The sequence below is a fragment of the Sandaracinobacter sp. T42 genome, from assembly GCF_059115405.1.
The window spans coordinates 497,900-517,500 of record NZ_CM181101.1 but is presented as its reverse complement, the minus strand read 5'-3'; the positions used below and the strand labels follow the sequence as shown (position 1 = coordinate 517,500).

22 protein-coding genes and 1 tRNA gene (1 of these 23 cut by a window edge) are annotated in these 19,601 nt (G+C 67.2%); 13 read left to right on the top strand and 10 right to left on the bottom strand.

The window, feature by feature from the left end:
• On the bottom strand, positions 1-339 hold the 5' portion of the coding sequence (locus tag ACW9TV_RS02475) for a hypothetical protein (protein ID WP_494304282.1). 666 nt of this gene lie to the left of the window's left edge; 339 of the gene's 1,005 nt are visible here — the first part of the coding sequence; the start codon lies at positions 337-339; its stop codon lies off the left edge, out of view.
• 336 nt (positions 340-675) lie between these two features.
• Between ACW9TV_RS02475 and ACW9TV_RS02470 the strand changes: the two genes are divergently transcribed.
• From ACW9TV_RS02470 to ACW9TV_RS02435, 8 genes are all read left to right on the top strand, one after another.
• Positions 676-3,354: a TonB-dependent receptor gene (locus ACW9TV_RS02470; RefSeq protein WP_494304281.1), complete on the top strand. Its 2,679-nt coding sequence runs from the start codon at positions 676-678 to the stop codon at positions 3,352-3,354.
• Positions 3,355-3,451: 97 nt separating this feature from the next.
• Positions 3,452-4,042, top strand: coding sequence for an inorganic diphosphatase (ppa, locus tag ACW9TV_RS02465; RefSeq protein WP_494304280.1), 591 nt, complete (start codon positions 3,452-3,454; stop codon positions 4,040-4,042).
• 64 nt (positions 4,043-4,106) lie between these two features.
• Positions 4,107-4,706, top strand: coding sequence for a 3-isopropylmalate dehydratase small subunit (leuD, locus tag ACW9TV_RS02460; protein ID WP_494304279.1), 600 nt, complete (start codon positions 4,107-4,109; stop codon positions 4,704-4,706).
• Positions 4,703-5,764, top strand: a complete 1,062-nt coding sequence (gene leuB, locus ACW9TV_RS02455) for a 3-isopropylmalate dehydrogenase (RefSeq protein WP_494304278.1) — start codon at positions 4,703-4,705, stop codon at positions 5,762-5,764. The genes leuD and leuB overlap by 4 nt, the downstream gene beginning before the upstream one ends.
• A complete protein-coding gene (locus ACW9TV_RS02450; protein WP_494304277.1) occupies positions 5,761-6,441 on the top strand; it encodes a DUF502 domain-containing protein in 681 nt (226 codons plus the stop codon). The genes leuB and ACW9TV_RS02450 overlap by 4 nt, the downstream gene beginning before the upstream one ends.
• A 72-nt stretch (positions 6,442-6,513) precedes the next feature.
• Positions 6,514-6,588 (top strand) — tRNA-Val (locus tag ACW9TV_RS02445).
• Positions 6,589-6,679: 91 nt separating this feature from the next.
• Positions 6,680-7,030: a RidA family protein gene (locus ACW9TV_RS02440; RefSeq protein WP_494304276.1), complete on the top strand. Its 351-nt coding sequence runs from the start codon at positions 6,680-6,682 to the stop codon at positions 7,028-7,030.
• A gap of 88 nt (positions 7,031-7,118) precedes the next feature.
• Positions 7,119-7,916, top strand: a complete 798-nt coding sequence (locus ACW9TV_RS02435) for a crotonase/enoyl-CoA hydratase family protein (protein WP_494304275.1) — start codon at positions 7,119-7,121, stop codon at positions 7,914-7,916.
• Between the two features lie 10 nt (positions 7,917-7,926).
• On the opposite strand, the gene ACW9TV_RS02430 is transcribed toward ACW9TV_RS02435, so the two are convergent.
• Entirely contained in the window at positions 7,927-8,973 is a 1,047-nt protein-coding gene (locus ACW9TV_RS02430) for a YeiH family protein (RefSeq protein ID WP_494304274.1), read from the bottom strand.
• Positions 8,966-9,436 (bottom strand): DUF2244 domain-containing protein, encoded by a 471-nt coding sequence (locus ACW9TV_RS02425; protein WP_494304273.1) that lies wholly within the window; start codon positions 9,434-9,436, stop codon positions 8,966-8,968. The genes ACW9TV_RS02430 and ACW9TV_RS02425 overlap by 8 nt, the downstream gene beginning before the upstream one ends.
• Before the next feature lie 69 nt (positions 9,437-9,505).
• Here ACW9TV_RS02425 and nth point away from each other — a divergent pair, with 69 nt between their 5' ends.
• On the top strand, positions 9,506-10,165 hold the full coding sequence (gene nth, locus ACW9TV_RS02420; protein ID WP_494305020.1) for an endonuclease III: 660 nt from the start codon (positions 9,506-9,508) through the stop codon (positions 10,163-10,165).
• Positions 10,166-10,184: 19 nt separating this feature from the next.
• Positions 10,185-10,562 carry a hypothetical protein gene (locus ACW9TV_RS02415; RefSeq protein WP_494304272.1) on the top strand — a complete coding sequence of 126 codons (378 nt, stop codon included), beginning with the start codon at positions 10,185-10,187 and terminating at the stop codon, positions 10,560-10,562.
• Between the two features lie 14 nt (positions 10,563-10,576).
• On the opposite strand, the gene ACW9TV_RS02410 is transcribed toward ACW9TV_RS02415, so the two are convergent.
• Genes ACW9TV_RS02410 through trmB form a run of 4 tightly spaced genes read right to left on the bottom strand, consistent with a single transcriptional unit; the run spans position 10,577 to position 14,119 of the window.
• Positions 10,577-11,023, bottom strand: a complete 447-nt coding sequence (locus ACW9TV_RS02410) for a (deoxy)nucleoside triphosphate pyrophosphohydrolase (RefSeq protein WP_494304271.1) — start codon at positions 11,021-11,023, stop codon at positions 10,577-10,579.
• Complete coding sequence (locus ACW9TV_RS02405) at positions 11,013-12,464, bottom strand: M48 family metalloprotease (RefSeq protein WP_494304270.1); 1,452 nt, start codon at positions 12,462-12,464, stop codon at positions 11,013-11,015. The genes ACW9TV_RS02410 and ACW9TV_RS02405 overlap by 11 nt, the downstream gene beginning before the upstream one ends.
• Positions 12,465-12,481: 17 nt before the next feature.
• Positions 12,482-13,417: an acetyl-CoA carboxylase carboxyltransferase subunit alpha gene (locus ACW9TV_RS02400; protein WP_494304269.1), complete on the bottom strand. Its 936-nt coding sequence runs from the start codon at positions 13,415-13,417 to the stop codon at positions 12,482-12,484.
• A gap of 15 nt (positions 13,418-13,432) precedes the next feature.
• Positions 13,433-14,119 (bottom strand): tRNA (guanosine(46)-N7)-methyltransferase TrmB, encoded by a 687-nt coding sequence (gene trmB / locus ACW9TV_RS02395; RefSeq protein ID WP_494304268.1) that lies wholly within the window; start codon positions 14,117-14,119, stop codon positions 13,433-13,435.
• 79 nt (positions 14,120-14,198) lie between these two features.
• Here trmB and ACW9TV_RS02390 point away from each other — a divergent pair, with 79 nt between their 5' ends.
• Together ACW9TV_RS02390 and katG are read left to right on the top strand one after the other, a co-directional pair.
• Positions 14,199-15,044, top strand: coding sequence for a PaaI family thioesterase (locus ACW9TV_RS02390; protein ID WP_494304267.1), 846 nt, complete (start codon positions 14,199-14,201; stop codon positions 15,042-15,044).
• A 118-nt stretch (positions 15,045-15,162) separates the two neighbouring features.
• Positions 15,163-17,352 carry a catalase/peroxidase HPI gene (katG, locus tag ACW9TV_RS02385; RefSeq protein WP_494304266.1) on the top strand — a complete coding sequence of 730 codons (2,190 nt, stop codon included), beginning with the start codon at positions 15,163-15,165 and terminating at the stop codon, positions 17,350-17,352.
• Between the two features lie 42 nt (positions 17,353-17,394).
• Here the strand turns inward: katG and ACW9TV_RS02380 are convergent, their stop codons facing one another.
• From ACW9TV_RS02380 to ACW9TV_RS02370, 3 genes are read right to left on the bottom strand one after another with little or no spacing between them, the layout of a single operon-like run.
• Positions 17,395-17,817, bottom strand: a complete 423-nt coding sequence (locus tag ACW9TV_RS02380; RefSeq protein ID WP_494304265.1) for a hypothetical protein — start codon at positions 17,815-17,817, stop codon at positions 17,395-17,397.
• Positions 17,818-17,855: 38 nt separating this feature from the next.
• On the bottom strand, positions 17,856-18,302 hold the full coding sequence (locus ACW9TV_RS02375) for a YcgN family cysteine cluster protein (protein WP_494304264.1): 447 nt from the start codon (positions 18,300-18,302) through the stop codon (positions 17,856-17,858).
• On the bottom strand, positions 18,295-18,930 hold the full coding sequence (locus ACW9TV_RS02370; RefSeq protein WP_494304263.1) for an SCO family protein: 636 nt from the start codon (positions 18,928-18,930) through the stop codon (positions 18,295-18,297). The genes ACW9TV_RS02375 and ACW9TV_RS02370 overlap by 8 nt, the downstream gene beginning before the upstream one ends.
• A gap of 61 nt (positions 18,931-18,991) precedes the next feature.
• Between ACW9TV_RS02370 and ACW9TV_RS02365 the strand changes: the two genes are divergently transcribed.
• On the top strand, positions 18,992-19,597 hold the full coding sequence (locus ACW9TV_RS02365; protein ID WP_494304262.1) for an ankyrin repeat domain-containing protein: 606 nt from the start codon (positions 18,992-18,994) through the stop codon (positions 19,595-19,597).
• Positions 19,598-19,601: the final 4 nt, after the last annotated feature.

The window sequence follows — 19,601 nt, the reverse complement described above, 5'->3', positions numbered from 1 at the left end:
GAGCCGCAAGGTCATCCCGAAGCCTTCGCACGCCGAATGGATCCTGCTGACGCCGGACTGCCTAGTGCGGCGCCAGTGAAGATAGGCACCCCGGTCCGTGATGCAGCCGGGAAAATCGATGATGCGGTAGCCGGACCGGAAGAGACTGTCGAACAGGTCGTTATCGGAGGCCTGCGGATCGAGCCGGATTTCCGGGGCGGACGTGACAAATTCGAAATCGTCCGGCCGGAACAGGTCCGCGATCATCACATGACGAAATGGCGTTGTTTCGAACGAAGATTCGCGAATTCTTTCAATTATATATGAGAAGTCCATCCAAATGCCCCATTCCTTACGCAACACACGATTCCGACTTATGATTCAAAAGAGACTCAAATCAAGATGGCGCAATGGTTATTGCGACTCTCGCATTTGCAGCATGACATAATATCAGTTGCGTCTCCGGCCTGGCTTCTGACGATTTGACGTTGGTCGGGAGATTTCGCTGTCCGTAATGCGTATGCACCAAGTGTGGGGTATGCTGCGCTGCAGTAGAGCATGCCATGCCAGCCTGTGTGCTTCTGCCGCAACATCCGTTCACAATGCTGATAATGCTCGTTTGGGCACATTGCATGTTCCGACCATTGTGCGCAGTATTCGTGCAAAGGGCATGAAGCCCGTGGGGAGGACTAATTGATGAACGGCCTGCGTTTGTCGTGCGCCATTGGTGCGCTTGTTGCATCCGCCTTTTTGCCAGCGGCTTCCGCTCTGGCCCAGTCGGCCGAAACGCCTCAGCTTGGAGCGGGTGACATCATCGTGACAGCGACGCGGCGGGCGCAGGCGCTGTCCGATGTACCGATCGCCGTCAGCGCCATTTCTTCGCAGCAGCTTGAAGCAAGTGGCGTGAACGATATCCGGGCGCTGAATCAGCTGGCGCCCTCGCTGCTGGTTTCGGGCGCGACATCGGAAACCAACTTCACCGCCCGCGTGCGCGGCGTGGGGACAGTGGGGGAAAACCCCGGCCTCGAAAGTTCTGTCGCGCTGTTCATCGACGGTGTCTATCGCAGCCGAACCGGCACGGGCCTGTCCGAACTGGGCGAGGTGGAGCGGATCGAGGTGCTGCGCGGACCGCAGGGCACCCTGTTCGGCCGTAACGCTTCGGCTGGCCTCATCAATATCGTGACGAAGAAGCCATCGTTCGACAACGGCGGCTACGCGGCAGCGAGCTATGGCAATTTCAATGCGATCCGCCTGGAAGGCGGCGTGAACTATGTGATTTCGGAAAACAACATCGCCGCCAAGCTGGAAGGGCTGTGGTTCAAGCGGGACGGCTTCGTCGAGGATATCCGGTCTGATCGCCGCTTCAATGACCGGGACCGCTGGATGCTTCGCGGGCAGCTGCTGTTCACGCCGAATGACGATCTTGAGATCCGGCTGATCGGGGATTACTCGCAAAAGCGGGAACAATGCTGCGCAGCATCCTTCCTGCCGGCGCGCTCGCTCGCGCGGGATGGGCAGGGCAATGTGCTGATCCTGCCGAACACCCTTGAGCCCATCCTTCGCGGGCTGGGCGTGACTTCACCGCGCGGCGAACTGTTCAAGGCGGCACTGACGCCGTACCGGGATTTCCGGTCCGACAGCAACGACTGGGGCATTTCCGGCGAAGTGAACTGGGATCTTGGCGACGCGAGCCTGACCTCAATCACCGCCTATCGCGACTACAAGGTGCATACCGGCACCGATGCGGACTTCACCGACATCGACTTCTGGGGTCGCACCAATCAGGTCCGGCATTTCAAGACGTTCAGTCAGGAGCTTCGGCTGCAGGGCACCCTGTTCGAAGACCGGCTGGACTGGCTGGTCGGCGGCTATTTCGCCAATGAAACCCTGCGCACCAGCGACGACATCCGCTTCGGGGCCGATTCGGAACGCTATGGCGACTGCCTTATCGTGGCGTCGCTGGCGCCCGCCTCACTGAACCCGGCGCTGCCACGCTGCACGTCGCTGCCCGCGAGCGTGTGGCCGGGCTATGCCGGCCTTGCCGCTGCAACCGGAACGGCGCGCCTGCCCGGCACGGGTGCGGGCGACGGCGGCTATTTCGATCATGAAAGCCGCAACTACGCCTTCTTCACCCACAACAGCTTCGACATCATCGAGGATCGCCTGATCCTGACGGTCGGTGCGCGCTACACGAACGAGCGCAAGAAGATCGACGGGGTGTTCAACAACACCAATACGCTGTGCACCGCGCTGAGGAACATGGCGTCGGCCGCTGCGGCCGTGCCCTGCGCGATCAATTCCACCGCGGGGCCGGGGATCGCCGCCGGATCGGAAGGCTCCCGCATCAGCGAGAGCCGCTGGACCGGCACCGTCGTGCTGAGCTGGAAGCCGACCGACGACCTGATGGTGTATGGCAGCTGGGCGCGCGGCTACAAGGCCGGCGGGTTCAACCTCGATACGTCCGCCCTGGATCTGGTCTGCAACCCGAATGCGGGCACCGTGGCGCAGCGGGCGGCCTGCTCGGCGCAGCTCGCGCTGCCGGCGAACACGGTGGGCAATGCCAGACCCGAAGCGATCGACCTGCAGTTCGGGGCCGAAACCGTCGATGCCTATGAATTGGGGGTCAAGTTCTCGCGGCCTGGTTTCAACGCGAACCTGGCCCTGTTCCGGCAGGATTTCTCGAACTTCCAGCTGAACACCTACAATGGCGTCAACTTCGAGGTGACGAACGTTCAGGGCTGCCGTGACGATCTCGGCAACACCGACAGCGACGGATCCGCGGCCACCGGCGGTTGCGCGACCGACCGGCTGAAGCCGGGCGTGGTTTCGAAGGGCATCGAAATCGAGCTGCAGGCAAGCCCTGTGGAGAATCTGTCCTTCACGGCGGGCCTGACCTATGCGGAAACCCGCTTTGCCAAGGATCTGGTCGGCACGAACGGGCGTCCGCTTTCGCCGGTGCTGTTCCAGCTGCCGGGCCGTCAGATCTCGAACGCGTCGCCTTATGTGGTGTCCGGTTCGGTTTCCTACACGCCGCCCATCGGGGACAATCTGCGGGGCCTGTTCTACCTGGATTACCGCTTCACCGACAGCTACAACACCGGTTCCGACCTGGATCTGGAAAAGGTGCAGGAGGCGTTCATCCTGTTCAACGGCCGGGTGGGCCTGTCCAGCGCGGACCGGAAATGGTCTGTCGAGCTGTGGGGACAGAACCTGCTCAACAAGCATTATTTCCAGATCAGCGCGGATGCGCCGCTGCAGGGCGGCGGCACGTTCCGCGGCGTGGCGCAGGGGATCACCACAACGGCGAACCAGCTGTTCGTGACATTCCCCGGGGAGCCGCGCACCTTCGGGATCACTGGCCGCTTCCGCTTCTGAATCAGGGCCATCGGGGCGCAGCCATGCGCCCCGATGGCATCATCCATGACCTTAGTTCGGCTTGACGTGGGGCGCTTTGCCCATCATGGCGCGCGCCATGGACATCAGCCAGATTCCCGTCGGGGAAAATCCGCCCAAAGACCTTTACGCCATCATCGAGATTCCGATGGGCGGCGTGCCGGTGAAATATGAGCTCGACAAGAAATCGGGCGCCATGTTCGTCGATCGCTTCCTGCACACGGCGATGTATTATCCCGGCAACTACGGGTTCGTGCCCCACACCCTGTCGGAAGATGGCGATCCGATCGACGTGATCGTGGTGGGCCCCCATGCCGTGGTGCCCGGCGCGGTGATCCGCGTGCGCCCGGTGGGCGCGCTTCTGATGGAGGACGAAGCCGGCGGGGACGAGAAGATCCTGGCGGTTCCGGTGGACAAGCTGCACCCCTTCTATTCCAATGTGAAGAACTACAGCGAACTGCCCCCCGTGCTGATCGAGCAGATCGGCCACTTCTTCCAGCACTACAAGGATCTGGAAAAGGGGAAGTGGGCGAAGTTCAGCCGACTGGTGGACGTGGCCGGTGCCGAAGCGCTGGTTCTTGCTGCCGTCGCCCGCTACCAGGCGCACAAGCAGGCCGAAGCCGATGCCGCCGCTGCAGCTGCGGCCGCCGAGTCAGACGAAGCCGCCTGAGGCGGCGGCCGGGCAGGGCGCCGGGGTCTTTCAACCTCGGCCGCCTTCGCCTAGGGCAGAAGGCATGCAGCCCTTTTCCACCCTTTCCGGCCGCGCGGTGCCGTTCGGCGCCGCCAATGTCGACACCGACGTGATCATCCCGGCGCGTTTCCTGAAAGCCGTTACGCGCGAAGGGCTTGGGAAGGGAGCCTTTGCGGCGATTCGCGAAGACCCGGACAACCTGTTCGACCGGCCCGAAAACCGGGGCGCGCCGATCCTGATCGCGGGGGACAATTTCGGCTGCGGTTCCAGCCGGGAACATGCGCCCTGGGCGCTCATGGATCTGGGCTTCCGCGTGGTGATCGGGCCGGGCTTTGCCGACATCTTTTCGGGCAACAGCTTCAAGAACGGGCTGCTGCTGGTGGCCTTGCCGCAGGCGGCGGTCGACCGGCTGATGGCGGTTGCCGCCGAGGGCCAGCCGATCACGGTCGACCTTGAGAACCAGGTGGTGACAACGCCCTATCAGGACCGCTGGACGTTTCCCATCGATCCCTTCCGCAAGCATTGCCTTCTGAACGGGCTTGACGAAATCGGCATCACCGAAGGCTCCGCGGCCGAGATCGCCGCCTACGAAGCCCGGCTGGCAGCCGAACGCCCCTGGATCGCCGGAGCCGCGAAACGATGAAAAGCCTTCTCCTTCTGCCTGGCGACGGGATCGGCCCCGAAGTGACGGCGCAGAGCCGCCGTATTCTGGATGCGCTGGCGCTGCCCGGCCTTTCCGTTTCCGAAGCGGCCTTCGGTGGTGCCTCCATCGATGCGCATGGCGTGCCGCTGACGGCGGAAACCGAAGCCGCGGCACTGGCCAGCACGGCCGTGCTGATGGGCGCGGTCGGCGGGCCGAAATGGGCCGATGTCGCCTATGCGATCCGCCCGGAGGCCGGGTTGCTGCGCCTGCGCGAGGCGATGAACGTGTTCGCCAACCTGCGCCCCGCCCGCTGCTTCGCGGCGCTGGCGTCCGCCTCCACGCTGAAGCCGGAGGTGATCGAGGGGCTGGACATCCTGTTCGTGCGCGAACTGGTCGGTGGCGTCTATTTCGGCAAGCCGCGCGGCATCGAGACGCTGGCGAACGGCGAACGGCGCGGCTTCAACACGCAGAGCTACACCACGTCGGAGATTCGCCGCGTGGCGACGACCGCCTTCGAACTGGCGCGGGCGCGATCCGGCCGGGTCTGCTCGGTCGAGAAGGCCAATGTGATGGAATCGGGCGTGCTGTGGCGCGAAGAGGTGACGCGCCTGCGCAACGAGCGCTATCCGGATATCGAACTGAGCCACATGTATGCCGACAACTGTGCCATGCAGCTGGTGAAGGCGCCCCGGCAGTTCGACATCATCCTGACCGACAATCTGTTCGGCGACCTGCTTTCGGACCTGGCGGCCATGTCGACAGGTTCGTTGGGGATGCTGCCGTCTGCGGCGCTTGGCGAACCCGGCAAGCCGGGCCTGTATGAGCCGATCCACGGGTCTGCGCCGGATATCGCCGGGCAGGGGCTGGCGAATCCCTGCGCCTCGATCCTGAGCCTGGCGATGGCGCTGCGCCATTCGCTGGACGCCGCCGATGCGGCCGACCGGGTTGAGGCGGCGGTGGAGGCCGCGCTGGACGCCGGCGCCCGCACGCGGGATCTGGGCGGCACGCTGACGACCGCCGGCATGGGTGATGCGATCCTTGCGAAGCTGACCGCATGACCGGACCGGCCCGAAGCCGGTTCAATCCGATGCGCCTGGTGGGCGCGTTCCTGACGGGCCTGGCCTTCCTGGCGCCCCTTCTGCTGACGGCGATCGTGCTGGCCTGGGTGGGCGGGCAGATCGTCGCCTTCGTGGGGCCGGACACGGCCGTCGGGCGGGCGCTGAGCGCGGGCGGGCGGATGCTTGTGGACGATGCCGAAGGCGGGCTGCTGAGCTTCGCGATCGGCTGGGCGCTGGTGATCGGATTCATCACCGCGCTGGGGCTTCTGGTGCGGGATCGCGCGAAGAAGGTGCTGGAGGACGCCGTCGATCGCACCATTGGCGGCATCCCGCTGCTGGGCAATGTCTATCGCCCGGTCGCCCAGCTGGTGCGCAGCGTTTCGGGACAGCGGCCGGAAGAAATGTCGGCCATGGCGGTGTGCCGCGTGACGTTTGGCGGCGGTGTCGACACCATCGCCTTTCTGGCCTCGCCCGAGCCGATCGACGTGGAAGGCGTGCCATCTGTGCTGGTGCTGATTCCGACCGCGCCGGTGCCCATCGGCGGAGCGCTGCTGCTGATGGCCGCCGACCGGGTGCATGTGCTGCCGGACATGAAGTTCGACGATATCGCGAGGCTGTATCTGACGATGGGAATGACCCCGCCGCCGCAACTGAAGGCGGCGCTGGGGCAACGCTGAGGGCGTCGCATCCGGCGTGCGCGGGGGCACTTGCCCTTTGTCGCGCGGACGGCTATGGCCCGCCTCCCGAGTGGGCGCGTAGCTCAGTGGTAGAGCACTGTGTTGACATCGCAGTGGTCGCAAGTTCAATCCTTGCCGCGCCCACCATTTCATCCTTCTGGACCAGATCGACTGCGCGGCTTGCGCGGCGGTTCCTTTATCGGGCAGGTCGGCGCCGACTGCACGGAAAGGCACCCGAATGACCATTACCCGCATCGACCCGAATTCCCGCATGAGCGAGGCCGTCATCCACGGCGACACCATCTATCTGGCGGGCCAGATCGGTGCGCCGGGCGCAGATATCACCACCCAGACAAGGGCCGTGCTGGCCGAGATCGACGACCTGCTGGCGCGCGCCGGCAGCGACAAGCACCATATCCTGATGGCGACCATCTGGCTGGCCGACATCGCGGATTTCGACGCCATGAACGCCGTGTGGGACAGCTGGGTTTCGCCCACCGCGCCGCCAGCCCGCGCCACCAGCGAAGGCAGGCTGGCAACGCCCGATTACAAGGTGGAGATCATCATCGTGGCGGCTCGCAGGCGCTGATCCGGCGCAGCCTGTTGAATTGAGCGATGGGCAGGCGGCGACGGCCGATCTAACTTCCCCGCGTTTGCGAGGCGAGGGACGTAAGAAGATGACGGAACGCATTCGGGTGGAGATGAAGGCCGGCGTCGCCGATGTGCGGCTGGTGCGGGCGGACAAGATGAACGCGCTGGACGATGCGATGTTCAGCGCCCTCATCGAGACGGGCGAGCAGCTGAAACGGGAAACCGGCGTTCGCGCGGTGGTCCTCTCGGGCGAAGGTCGGGCCTTCTGCGCCGGCCTCGACACCTCGAACTTTGCTGGCATGGCCGGCGGGCGGCGGAGCGACGGGCTGGTGGAAACCCCCCGCACCCCCGGCGGCGCGAACCGGGCGCAGCAGGCGGTGATGGTGTGGCGCGAAGTGCCCGTGCCGGTGATCGCGGCGGTGCATGGCGTGGCCTTTGGCGGGGGCTTCCAGCTGGCGCTGGGCGCGGACATGCGCTTTGTGGCGGCGGATGCCCGCCTGTCGGTGATGGAAATCAAATGGGGGCTGGTGCCCGACATGGCGGGCATGGTGCTGCTGCGCGGGCTGGTGCGGGATGATCAGTTCCGCGAGCTGACCTTCACGGGCCGCGTCTTCGACGGGGCGGAGGCGCTGACGCTGGGCATCGCCACACGGCTGAGCGCCGACCCGCATGCCGAGGCGCTGGCCTGCGCGGCCGACATCGCGGCGAAGAGCCCCGACGCCATCCGTGCTGCGAAGCGGCTGCTGAACATGCCGCCTTCAGCCACGGTTGCCGAGGTGCTGCTGGCGGAGTCCGTCGAGCAGACAGCGCTGATCGGATCTGCCAACCAGGTGGAAGCGGTGATGGCGAACCTGGAAAAGCGCGCGCCCCTCTTCCGGGACTGATCGGCGACAATCAGGCCCCGCTTAAGCCGAAGGCGACGATCAGGCCGCCGACGACCGACAGCTGCCAGAGCGTCTGCGCGACAAGTGCGCCCGCCAGGGACGGACGGGCGGCCCGCAGTTCGCCGAATCCGGTTTTCAGCCCGATCGCGCCGACCGCCGCCGCCAGCAGCCAGGACGCGACCGTGCCGGCGAGCGTGGACAGCTGCGGCGGCAGCAGGGCGGTCGAGGTGATCACCGCGAACAGGAAGAACAGCACAAGAAAGGCAGGCGGCCGGATAGCGCGCCAGCGCCGGGCCCGGCCCTGTGTGGCCTGGTCGCGCGGCAGGAACAGGATGGCGAGGCCCAGGATGACCGGCAGCAGGCAGGCGACCCGGATCATCTTCACGGTTACGGCGCGGACGCCCACTTCTTCCGACACGGCGAATCCCGCGCCTGCCACCTGCGCGACATCATGGATCGCCGCCCCCAGCAGCAGCGCGGTCGCATCCGCATCGAACCCGGCCCAGCGCGCCAGCAGCGGATAGCCCAGCATCGCGGCCGTGGAGAGCAGCGAGACGATCAGGATCACCAATACCGTCTCCCGCTCAAGCCCGGCGCGCCGGGGCATGGCGGCCGAAGCCGCGAGCGCGGCGGAGGCGCCGCAGATTGCGACGGAGGTTGCCGAGACGGCGGCCAGATCGGCCGGCTGGCGAAAGCCGCGAGCGATGGCGTAGCCGCCGCCGACGGTGAGCGCGACCGAGGCCAGCACCAGCGCCAGTGCGGGCCAGCCCAGCGCCAGCAGATCATCGGCCACCACGCGGAAGCCCAGCAGCGCGACGCCGCCACGTAGCACGACCGTCGATGCGAAGGCGATTCCCGGCGCGGCCCAGGCCGTGAGGCGGGGAACCGCGAGCTTCACCCCCATGCCCAGCGCCAGCACCACCAGCATCGTCGGCAGGCCCGCCGCCGCATTGGCAAGGACCGCCAGCTTGGCGAGCAGGGCGCACAGCGCGAGTCCAGCCAGGAAGGCGGGGCTTTTCCAGCGGGCGCCGGCGCGGGCCGGGGGCGCTTCAGCCACGCCGGCGGAAGGTGGCAAGCCCGCGCTCGATCACCTGCGCGAGTTCGGCCCGTTCGGCGGGTGACAGGAACTGGCCGAGCGCATGGCGATGCCCGCGCGACAGGAGCCACAGCCGGTTCTCGTCCTCGTTCAGGCGTTCCAGTTCCACCCGCGCCCAGTGCGGTTCGATCCGGGTACGGCGGGCCGCGCCGTGGGGCGAGATCCGCACCAGTTCAAGTCCGTCCTCGTCGAGCCGGAGATGTTCCGATGCCCGGCCCGACCGATAGGAGGCGCGCATTGCCCACCAGAGCAGCGCCAGATCCCCCAGCATGAACGGCAGGATGGGCCAGGCGCCCAGGAACAGGAACCTCAGGCCCATCAGCGCGAAGATGGCGGCGACGCCGGCGAGCATCAGCCAGAAGTGCCGCTGCGGCAGGGAGCGGTTCGGGCGGAGTTCCAGATCGAAGATGGCGGGCTTGCGCATGAGTCTGCCGGCTGCTGTAGCAGGCCGATGGGCAAGGCACCAAGTTCCAGGGCGGGGGTGCGGCGAAAGCTGCCGAAAGCCGACGTGCAGGCGATCTTCGATACGCTGGGGGCTGCAAATCCGGCGCCGAAGACCGAGCTGGAATTCGTGAATCCCTATACGTTGCTGGTGGCGGTGGTCCTGTCTGCGCAGGCGACGGACGTGGGTGTGAACAAGGCGACCCGGGCGCTGTTCCGCGCGGTGCGGGATCCGCAGGCGATGCTGGCGCTGGGGCTGGAGGGGCTGAAGGCGCATATCCGCACCATCGGCCTTTTCAACGCCAAGGCGGCGAACGTGATCCGTTTATCGGAACAGCTGATCGAGCGCCATGGCGGGGAGGTGCCCCGCACCGAGAAGGAACTGGTCGCGCTGGCGGGGGTGGGCCGCAAGACGGCGAATGTGGTGCTGAACGAGGCGTTCGGGGAGGCGACGCTTGCCGTCGATACCCATGTGTTCCGGGTGAGCCACCGGATCGGCCTGTCCGCCGGGCGGACACCCGACGCCGTGGAGCGCGACCTCTTGGCCCAGGTGCCGCCGCAATGGGCCCGCGCGGCGCACCACCTGCTGATCCTGCACGGCCGTTACCTGTGCAAGGCGCGCACGCCGGAATGCTGGCGTTGCCCGATTGCCCAATGGTGCCGATTCAAGGCAAAATCACCGCCGCCGGCGCGGGCCATGCCCGCCGCCTGACCGGAAGGAAGACATCCCGATGCGCATCGCCATTCCCGTGCTTGCCCTTGCGACCCTGTCAGCCTGCAGCAGTGATCAGCCGCCCCGCACCCCGCCCGCGATGGTTCCCGCCGGCGATCCGGTGAACTGCATCCAGACCCGCCAGATCCGATCGACCGTGGTGCAGGACGACCAGACGATCGATTTCCGGATGACCAACGGCCAGGTGTTCCGCAACACCCTGCCCAACCGCTGCCCCGGGTTGGGGTTCAGCCGGGCCTTCAGCTACAGCCCCACGGCCTCGCAATTGTGCAGCGTGGACATCATCACCGTGGTGAACCAGGGGGCCGGGCCGACCCGCGGCGCCTCTTGCGGGCTGGGGCCGTTCGTGCCGGTGAAGCCCGCCGAGGGCGGCTGAACGCCCTGCCTGCCCTAGAGGATGCTCGCGATCTGGCCCAGAAGCGGCCGGTCCGCGGGTGGCATCTCAAGTCGGAACAGTCCGTTCACGGGCACCCATTGCATGCGCTGGCCTTCCCGGGGCACAGGGGTGCCACGCCAGCGCCGGATGGCGAAGGCCAGCAGAACGATGTTGACCTTTTCATAGGCGTGCGAGGCGAATCCGCACGGAGACAGGCATCCGGCCGAAGTCTCGATGCCCAGTTCCTCTTCCAGTTCCCGCACAAGGGCGGCTTCCGGGCTTTCCAGCGGCTCCACCTTGCCGCCGGGAAATTCCCACAAACCGGCCATGTCCTTGCCGGCGGGCCTGTCCGTCACCAGCACATGGTTGTCGGCGTTCAGAAGGACGGCGCAGGAAACCGTCAGCAAGGGCAGCGCCTGCGGCGCCCGTGCGCCGGGACAATCCGCGAACTCAGCCGACAATGATCTTCAGCTCCTCGCCCGGCTGCAACGCGCGGTCCGGAAGGCCGTTCAGCGCCCGGACGCTCTGCACCCTGTTGTAGGGCGGGACCATGCGACGGGCGAGCGTTTCCACCGTGTCGCCGGGCTTCACCGTGACCACGTCGATCCGGCGCGCGCGCGACGCGGCGGCGGCTTCCTCCGGCGAAAGCCGCCGAAACGAGGAAATCAGGCTCTGGAATTGGCTGCCGCGCCCTGCCGGGGCAAGGGTGCGGATCACATAGACATCCTGCGGGCCGGCGCGGAACACATGCACGCCCACATCCACCGGCCCCTGCCGGCTGGACAGGCGCGCTTCGGACAGGCCCGCCTGGAAGCCGTTCACCTGCCGTTCCGTATAGCCCGTCTGCGGCACCCGGCCCGCCACCTGCTGCCACACCTGCTGCGTCACGCTTTCCAGCGACTGGCCGGGCTGTACCCGGGCCCCGGCGAACACGAATTGCGATCCATCGCGCCCACGCCCGGCGACTGCCTGCGGGCTGTTCTGAAGCTGGAAGCCCGGCGGCGCATCGAAGGCGAGCCGGAGCGAGGCGTGGCGGAAGCTGGTGCCGGCCACGAGGCCCTGATCCGCCGAGTCGCCGAAGGTCATGCCGTCGATGGCGGCCAGATAGGCCTCTCGGTTGAGCGCGCCGCTGCGTCCGGTCTCTGCGGCCTGCCGCGCGACGCGTTGCACGCGTTCCGCCGTGACGGGGTGGGTGGAGAAGACGGAAGCGAGGCCGTTGCGCTCCATGGATTCGCGGCCCTCGACGGCGGCCACCCGATCCAGCGCCTGCAGCATGGTGGCCGCCGCGCGCGGATCATAGCCGGCGATGATTGCATAGCGCATGCCGAGCGTGTCCGCCTGGTTTTCCTGGCTGCGGGAAAAGCCCGCCACCCAGGCGCCCGCGCCATAGTTGGCGATTTCCGCCGCCTGCCCGCCCAGCAGCACGGCGGCCGCGATGGAGCCCAGCGCCCCTATGGTGGCGCGGCTGTTGCGCTTGTCGCTGTGGCGCGCGGCCACGTGCCCGGCCTCGTGCCCCAGAACCGACGCCAGTTCCGCTTCGTTGTTGATCATCGCGAGCAGGCCGCGCGTGATGTAGATGTAGCCGCCGGGTGTCGCCATTGCGTTCGGCACGGGCGAGTTCAGAACCGTCACCTTCCAGTCGCCCGCGGTGGAGCCGGGAACGGACGCCATGCCGATCCGGGTGCCGATCCGCCGCACATAATCCGCCAGCGGGCCTTCCACGGCGCCGCCGAATTCCGCGACGATCTGTTTGTAGCCTTGCGCCCCGATCTGCCGGTCCTTCGCGGAAAGGCCAGTGAGCGCGGCGCCGGATTGCGCGGGCGCGGCCGCCGGGGCGGCGGCAATCGCCAGCAGGCCGGCGGCAAGTGCGGCGCGGGCAGCGGTGGCGATGCTGCGCAGCATCTGTCGCGCGCCCTGCTTCAGGCCGCCCGGGCGAAGGCCAGGAACTTGGCCCGGCGATCGGCTTTCAGTTGTGCCGGGGACATCGCCGCCAGCTCGTCCAGGGCGGCATCGATGCCGTCACCCAGACGGGCGATGGCGTCGGCCGGGGCACGGTGCGCGCCGCCGACAGGCTCGGCCACGATTGCGTCGATCACGTCCAGGCCCTTCAGGTCCTGCGCGGAAATCCGCATGGCGACGGCGGCTTCCGCCGCCTTGGCCGAATCCCGCCACAGGATGGAGGCGCAGCCTTCCGGCGAGATGACGGCATAGACCGAATGTTCGAACATCAGCACGCGATTGGCCGCGGCCAGCGCGACCGCGCCGCCCGATCCGCCCTCGCCGATGATCGCCGAAACCATCGGCACCTCGACGTTCAGGCAGGCTTCCGTCGCCCGTGCGATGGCTTCGGCCTGCCCGCGCTCTTCCGCGTCGATCCCGGGATAGGCGCCGGGCGTGTCCACCAGCGTGATGATCGGCAGGCCGAAGCGGCTGGCCATGTCCATCAGCCGGGCCGCCTTGCGATAGCCTTCGGGCTTGGCCATCCCGAAGTTGCGATGCACGCGGCTTTGCGTGTCATGGCCCTTTTCATGGCCGATCAGCATCACCGGCCGGCCCCTGAAGCGCGCCGGGCCGCCCAGGATCGCCACATCGTCGGCGAACTTGCGGTCTCCGGCCAGCGGCGTCCAATCCTCGAACAGCTGCTCCACGATGCCCAGGAAGCGCGGGCGATCCGGGTGGCGGGCCACCAGGGTCTTCTGCCAGGGCGTCAGCGACCTGTAGAGATCGGCGAGCAGGCGGCCACGCTTCGCCTCTGCCTTGTGGCGATCGGGCGTGCGCGTGGGATCCGCCGCCAGTTCGGCGATCTGCGCATCCAGCGCGGCGATGGGCTTTTCGAATTCCAAAGGCTGAACCATGTCGACTCCAGTTGGTCAGACTCGGCGATAAATCAAGCGCCACACATCATGGCCCAGCGCGCGGGCCTTTTCCGCGAAGCGCGTGTCGGGCCAGTCCTCGGGGATCCGCTGCCAGTCTTCGGGTGCTTCTGCCGTCCATTCGAAGCGGGGTTCCGACTGCATGACACTCAGGACATGGCGCATATAGCCCACATGATCTGTCGCGATCCTGAACTCGCCGCCGGGCTTCAGCTTCGCCGCGACCAGCGAGAGCGGGCCCGGATTCACGAATCGCCGCTTGGCATGGCGTGCTTTGGGCCAGGGATCGGGGTGAAGCAGATACAGCGCGTCGAGGCTCTGATCCGGCAGGCGTTCCAGCACGTCGATCGCGTCGCCGCGATGGATGCGCACGTTGGAAAGGCCGCGCGCCTCCACCTCTGCCAGCAGGCCGGCCACCCCGTTCAGATAGGGTTCCGCGCCGATGAAGCCCCGGTCCGGGCGGCGCGCGGCCTGGAAGGCGAGATGTTCCCCCTTGCCGAACCCGACCTCGAACACCAGCGGGCGCTCGTCTCCGAACAGGCGCATGGCCGAAAGCGGCCCTTCCTCCGGCACGGAGAGGGCAGGTAGCAGCTGATCCACCAGGCGCTGGGCGTTGGTGCGAAGGGGGTGGCCCTGCGCCCGGCCATAGAGGCGGCGGATGGAAAGGGGATCGGGGGTGGTCACGCGGCGCTCCTTAGCAGCTTCGCGGGGTGGCGGCGCAAGCCTTCGCGCGGCACGAAGGGGGACAAGCAAGGATGACCGGATGACAACCGACCCCCGGCAGGCCCCGCCCGCCCCCGATTACCGCGACATGATCCTGAACATTCCCGCCTGCCTGACCGTCGGGCTGGCGGATGGCGGGCCGGGCGGGCTGCCGGGTTGCCGCATGGATGGGCGCCTGCCGGCGGTCTGCACGGCGGACGGGCGGCTGAGCCGGGGCGCGGCGCTGATCCTGGCCGATCAGGCGCTGGCGCGCGGTGTGTTCGCCGTTCTGGACGAGATGTCGGCGATGATGACGCTGGACCTGCGGCTGGACTGGCACGGGGTGATGCCGGCGGCCGCCGAGGTGGCGTTCGGCACGGTGCGCGCGGTCAGGGAAGGCGCGCTTTGCTTCGTGGAAGGGGTGCTGACGGCGGACGGGCGGGAGGTCGCCTCCGGCTCTGCGCGGTTCCTGGTGGGCGCGATGCCCGGCGGCCGCACGACGGATCGCCCGACGGAGCCGCTGGGGATGGCCCCCTCCGCTGCAGGCGATTTCGACGCGCTGATGGCGCTGCAGGCGGATGGCGACGGCTGGCTGGTGTCGCCCGAACCGGCGCTGGTGGGGGCACGGGCGGTGCCGGCCTATCATGGCGGATTTGTCGCCGCGACACTGGACGCCGCCTGCGCCCGGCTGGCCGACGGGCACCGGGCTGTCGATTTCGAGATCCGCTATCTGCGCCCGGCCCGCGCCGACCTGCCGATGCGGGTTGCGGCGCGGGCGGTGCGGGCCGGGCAGATGGCCAGCGTGCTGGAGGCCGATGCCCGGCAGGGCGAGACGCTGGTGGCGACGGCGCGCGCACTGTTTTCCGGCGTGCCGGCCCTGCCGGGGCAGGTGCATCGCTTCGGCTGAACCCGGCAATTGCGGCCCGTTCGATGAGAGTGATGGGCATTCATGATTGGACAGGCCGCAACCGGAGTGCAAACCTCTTGTGGGAGAGTCGATAAGCAACAAGCGAGGAGGATGTCGGATGAACGCCGAAACGAAATGCCCGATGGGGAGCAAGGTCAGCCGCACTGCGCTTGTGCGCGGAATGACCAACAACATGTGGTGGCCGGACAGGCTGGATCTTTCCATTCTCAACCAGAATTCGCCGCTGATCGATCCGATGGGCCCCGACTTCGACTATGCCGCCGAATTCGCGAAGCTGGATCTGAAGGCGGTGAAGGCCGACATCTACGCTTTGATGACCGATTCGCAGGACTGGTGGCCGGCTGACTGGGGCCATTATGGCGGGCTGTTCATCCGCATGGCCTGGCACAGCGCGGGCACCTATCGCATCTCTGACGGACGCGGGGGCGGCGGATCCGGCACCCAGCGCTTCGCGCCGCTGAATGCCTGGCCGGACAATGTTAACCTGGACAAGGCACGCCTGCTGCTGTGGCCGGTGAAGCAGAAATACGGCCGGGCGCTGTCCTGGGCGGATCTGCTGATCCTGACGGGCAACTGCGCGCTGGAATCGATGGGGCTGCAGACGGTTGGGTTCGGCGGCGGCCGCGCCGACGTGTGGCAGCCCGAGAACGACATCTACTGGGGCCCGGAAGGCACCTGGCTGGGTGACGAACGCTACAGCGGGGACCGGGATCTGGAAGATCCGCTGGGCGCGGTGCAGATGGGCCTGATCTATGTGAACCCCGAAGGCCCCAACGGGAATCCGGATCCGGTCGCTGCGGCGCGCGACATCCGGGAAACCTTCGCCCGCATGGCCATGAACGACGAGGAGACGGTCGCGCTGATCGCCGGCGGCCACACCTTCGGCAAGACGCACGGCGCGGGCGACGCGGCGCTTGTGGGCCCCGATCCCGAATCCGCCCCGATCGAGGCGCTGGGGCTGGGCTGGGCCAGCCGCCACGGCAGCGGGGTGGGCGCGGACGCGATCACCAGCGGCCTTGAAGTGATCTGGAGCCAGACGCCGACGAAGTGGAGCAACCATTTCTTCGACAATCTCTTCAAATATGAGTGGGTGCTGACGAAGAGCCCGGCCGGCGCGCACCAGTGGGAAGCGAAGGACGCCCCCGCCGACATTCCCGACCCGTTCGTGGCCGGCAAGTTCCGCAAGCCCACCATGCTGACGACCGACCTCTCGCTGCGCATGGATCCGGCCTATGAGAAGATTTCCCGCCACTTCCACCAGAACCCCGATGCGTTCGCCAGGGCGTTCGCCGAAGCCTGGTACAAGCTGACCCACCGCGACATGGGGCCGCTGAGCCGGTATGTCGGCCCCGAAGTTCCGTCGGAACCGCGCATCTGGCAGGATCCCGTGCCGCCCGTGGATCACCCGCTGGTGACAGCGGGCGACATCGCGACGCTGAAGGCCGAGATCCTGGGTTCCGGCCTGACGATCCCGCAGCTTGTGAAGGCGGCCTGGGCGTCGGCTTCCACTTTCCGCGGCTCTGACAAGCGCGGTGGCGCGAACGGGGCGCGGGTGCGGCTGGCCCCGCAGAAGGACTGGGCTGTCAACGAGCCGGCGGAACTGGCGGCGACGCTGGCGAAGCTGGAGGCGGTCCGCGCGGCGTTCAATGCGAAGGCGCCGGGCGGCCGGAAGATCTCCGTGGCGGACATGATCGTGCTGGGCGGGGTTGCCGCCGTCGAGGAAGCCGCGAAGCGCGGCGGATTCGATGTTTCGGTTCCCTTCCATCCCGGCCGCACGGATGCGACCATCGAGCAAACCGACGTGGACAGCTTCGCCGTTCTGGAGCCGAAGGTGGATGCCTTCCGCAACTACGCCAGCGGTTCGTCGACCCGTTCGCTGGAGGAGCAGATGGTGGACAGGGCCCAGTTGCTGACGCTGACGGCGCCCGAGATGACGGCGCTGATCGGCGGCCTGCGGGTGCTGGGCGCCAACCATGGCGGCTCGCGGCATGGCCAGTTCACGAACCGGGTCGGAACGCTTTCCAACGACTTTTTCGTGAACCTTCTCGGCTCCAGCTTCAGCCACAGCTGGGCGCCTGCGGGCGACGGCACCTATGTGGCGAAGCATCGCAAGACCGGGCAGGCGGACTGGACGGCGACGCGGGTGGATCTGATGTTCGCCTCGAATGCGGAACTGCGCGCGGTGTCGGAGACTTATGCCACGGCTGATGCTGCGCAGCATTTCGTGAATGCCTTCGTGAAGGCGTGGACGAAGGTGATGGACGCCGACCGCTTCGATCTCGCCTGAGATCGGGCAGGGCAGGCTTCGGGCCGGGCGGCGGGCTTCCTTCTAGCGGGGAAGCGCCGCCGCCCAATCCGCACCGGCCCGGCGCACCAGCCCCTTCAGGGCGCTCGCCTGGCGCCGCCACGCGGCGTCGGCTTCAGTCGAAGCGCCGCCGAGTTCGCAGGCCGTTTCCGCCACGAGATCGATGAAGCTGTCATATTCGGCATCCGGCAGGGCGCCATAAGCCCTGTGCAGATCCACCAGATCGGCGATGTGCGGCCAGACCCATTCAGCCCCGGCAGCCAGCCCGTGCAGCAGTTGCAGCGTTTCATCCGCCATCCGGCGCGAACTTGTTCCGAACGCCAGGAAGCTTTCCCGCCGTGCCGGGAAAGCGTGGAAGAAGCGGTCGAACAGCCGTTGCCGGAAGGCATCGTCCTGCCCGGCCAGACGCTCCAGCACATGCTCGATCAACGCTTCATCCGGCTGCATCTGCGCGCCCTTCCGCTTCAATCGGGATCTTGTCCGCCTCAATCAGAGTCGATGATATGATTCTCCAGGTCCGCGCTGGCGTCCACCTCGGATATCGTCCAGCCGCGCACGGAGGCGCCCACTTCGTGCACGGCCTCCCGGTCGCCGCTGATCAGATAGTGCCAGGCCGGCAGCGGGCGGCCTTCATCCACCCGCCTGTAGGCGCAGGTGCCGGGCAGCCAGTCCAGCTGGCCGACGAGTTCCGGGCGCAGCTGCACGCAATCCGGCACGAAGGCGCGGCGGTTGCGGTAATCGGAGCAGCGGCCGGTTTCCCGGTTCAGCAGCCGGCAGGCGACGTTCGTGCGATAGATGCGGCCGGTTTCCTCGTCCTCCAGCTTGTGCAGGCAGCATTTGCCGCAGCCGTCGCACAGGGCTTCCCATTCCGCACGGTTCAGCTGCCGCAGCGGATAGCGTTCCCAGAAGCGCTCGCGCAGTCTGTCACGCAACGAAACGCTCCAGCATGGCGGCGATACCTTCGGGGGTCGCGGTCGATCCCGCGACGAACTCCACCGGGCGGCCCTTCGGATCCATCAGGTAGATGATGGCGAGGTGATCGAAGGTGTAGGCCTCCGGCACGGATCCCGGCACCTTGGCCGCATAGACGCGGAAAGCCTTCAGCGCCGCATCGATCTGTGGGCGCGTGCCCGTCAGCCCCACCAGGCGGGGGTGGAACTGGTCGGTGAACTCGGCGAGCGCGGCCGGCGTGTCCCGTTCGGGATCGACGGTGACGAACAGCGGCTGCACCTTCGCGGCGGCGGCCGGGTGTTTCGCTTCGAACGCCTTCAGCCCGGCCGCCAGCTTGGCCGTGTCCGTCGGGCAGATATCGGGGCAGTAGGTGAAACCGAAATACATCAGCCGCCATTTGCCGTCGTAGCTGTCCGAGGTGACGGTGTTGCCGGATTCGTCCTGCAGCGTGAAGGGGCCGCCCACGGCCGAGCCGCTGAGGTTGCCTTGTGGCGCGGCCGATGGCTTCAGTACGAAGATCAGGCCCGCCGCCAGCGCGGCGAGCGCCAGCAGGATCAGCGGCAGGCGCGACTTCAGGGACGATTGACGGGTGGATTGGCGGCTGTTCATGAGGGGCACATATCCGCTATCCGAAAGCGATGCGAGCGGTGTGCGACATCGGGGACACAAGATGAACGGATTTCGGACAGGATTGGGACTGGCGCTGGGCACGGCGATCGCCGTGGTGGCGACGCCGGCGGCCGCGCAGTTTTCGGATGGCTACAACTTCCTGAAGGCCGTGCGCGACAAGGACGTGCTGAAGGCGAAGAGTCTGATCGACAAGCCGGGCTCCACCATCATCAACGCGCGTGACGGCGACACCGGCGAAACCGCGTTGATGATCGCCATCCGGCGCCGCGACACGCCCTGGATGGGGTTTCTGCTGCAGAATGGCGCCGATCCGAACCTGCGGGACCGCGAAGGCAACACGCCGCTGGGAATCGCCGCGCTGAACGCCTTTCCCGATGGCGTGCGGGTGATGATCGCGGCGAAGGCGCAGGTGGATGGCGCCAACAGCCGGGGGGAAACCCCGCTGATCAAGGCGGTGCAGATGCGCGACGCCCTGTCTGTCCAGTATCTGCTGAACGCGGGCGCCGATCCGGATCGCACCGACAATCTGGCCGGCATGTCCGCGCGGGACTATGCCGCGCGCGACATCCGCAGCGGCCCGATCGCCAAGGCGCTGGCGGAAGCGCCGAAGAAGGGCGCGAAGAAATCCATGGGCCCCAGCCTGTAGGGAC

What these genes read in the sequence shown, in the direction of transcription:
- ACW9TV_RS02365 (WP_494304262.1), top strand. Translation starts at nt 18,992, where the DNA reads ATGAACGGATTTCGGACAGGATTGGGACTGGCGCTGGGCACGGCGATC.
- ACW9TV_RS02435 (WP_494304275.1), top strand. Translation starts at nt 7,119, where the DNA reads ATGACGGAACGCATTCGGGTGGAGATGAAGGCCGGCGTCGCCGATGTG.
- ACW9TV_RS02390 (WP_494304267.1), top strand. Translation starts at nt 14,199, where the DNA reads ATGACAACCGACCCCCGGCAGGCCCCGCCCGCCCCCGATTACCGCGAC.
- leuB (WP_494304278.1), top strand. Translation starts at nt 4,703, where the DNA reads ATGAAAAGCCTTCTCCTTCTGCCTGGCGACGGGATCGGCCCCGAAGTG.
- leuD (WP_494304279.1), top strand. Translation starts at nt 4,107, where the DNA reads ATGCAGCCCTTTTCCACCCTTTCCGGCCGCGCGGTGCCGTTCGGCGCC.
- ACW9TV_RS02450 (WP_494304277.1), top strand. Translation starts at nt 5,761, where the DNA reads ATGACCGGACCGGCCCGAAGCCGGTTCAATCCGATGCGCCTGGTGGGC.
- ACW9TV_RS02405 (WP_494304270.1), bottom strand. Translation starts at nt 12,464, where the DNA reads ATGCTGCGCAGCATCGCCACCGCTGCCCGCGCCGCACTTGCCGCCGGC.
- ppa (WP_494304280.1), top strand. Translation starts at nt 3,452, where the DNA reads ATGGACATCAGCCAGATTCCCGTCGGGGAAAATCCGCCCAAAGACCTT.
- ACW9TV_RS02425 (WP_494304273.1), bottom strand. Translation starts at nt 9,436, where the DNA reads ATGCGCAAGCCCGCCATCTTCGATCTGGAACTCCGCCCGAACCGCTCC.
- ACW9TV_RS02370 (WP_494304263.1), bottom strand. Translation starts at nt 18,930, where the DNA reads ATGAACAGCCGCCAATCCACCCGTCAATCGTCCCTGAAGTCGCGCCTG.
- ACW9TV_RS02440 (WP_494304276.1), top strand. Translation starts at nt 6,680, where the DNA reads ATGACCATTACCCGCATCGACCCGAATTCCCGCATGAGCGAGGCCGTC.
- katG (WP_494304266.1), top strand. Translation starts at nt 15,163, where the DNA reads ATGAACGCCGAAACGAAATGCCCGATGGGGAGCAAGGTCAGCCGCACT.
- ACW9TV_RS02380 (WP_494304265.1), bottom strand. Translation starts at nt 17,817, where the DNA reads ATGCAGCCGGATGAAGCGTTGATCGAGCATGTGCTGGAGCGTCTGGCC.
- ACW9TV_RS02470 (WP_494304281.1), top strand. Translation starts at nt 676, where the DNA reads ATGAACGGCCTGCGTTTGTCGTGCGCCATTGGTGCGCTTGTTGCATCC.
- ACW9TV_RS02415 (WP_494304272.1), top strand. Translation starts at nt 10,185, where the DNA reads ATGCGCATCGCCATTCCCGTGCTTGCCCTTGCGACCCTGTCAGCCTGC.
- ACW9TV_RS02400 (WP_494304269.1), bottom strand. Translation starts at nt 13,417, where the DNA reads ATGGTTCAGCCTTTGGAATTCGAAAAGCCCATCGCCGCGCTGGATGCG.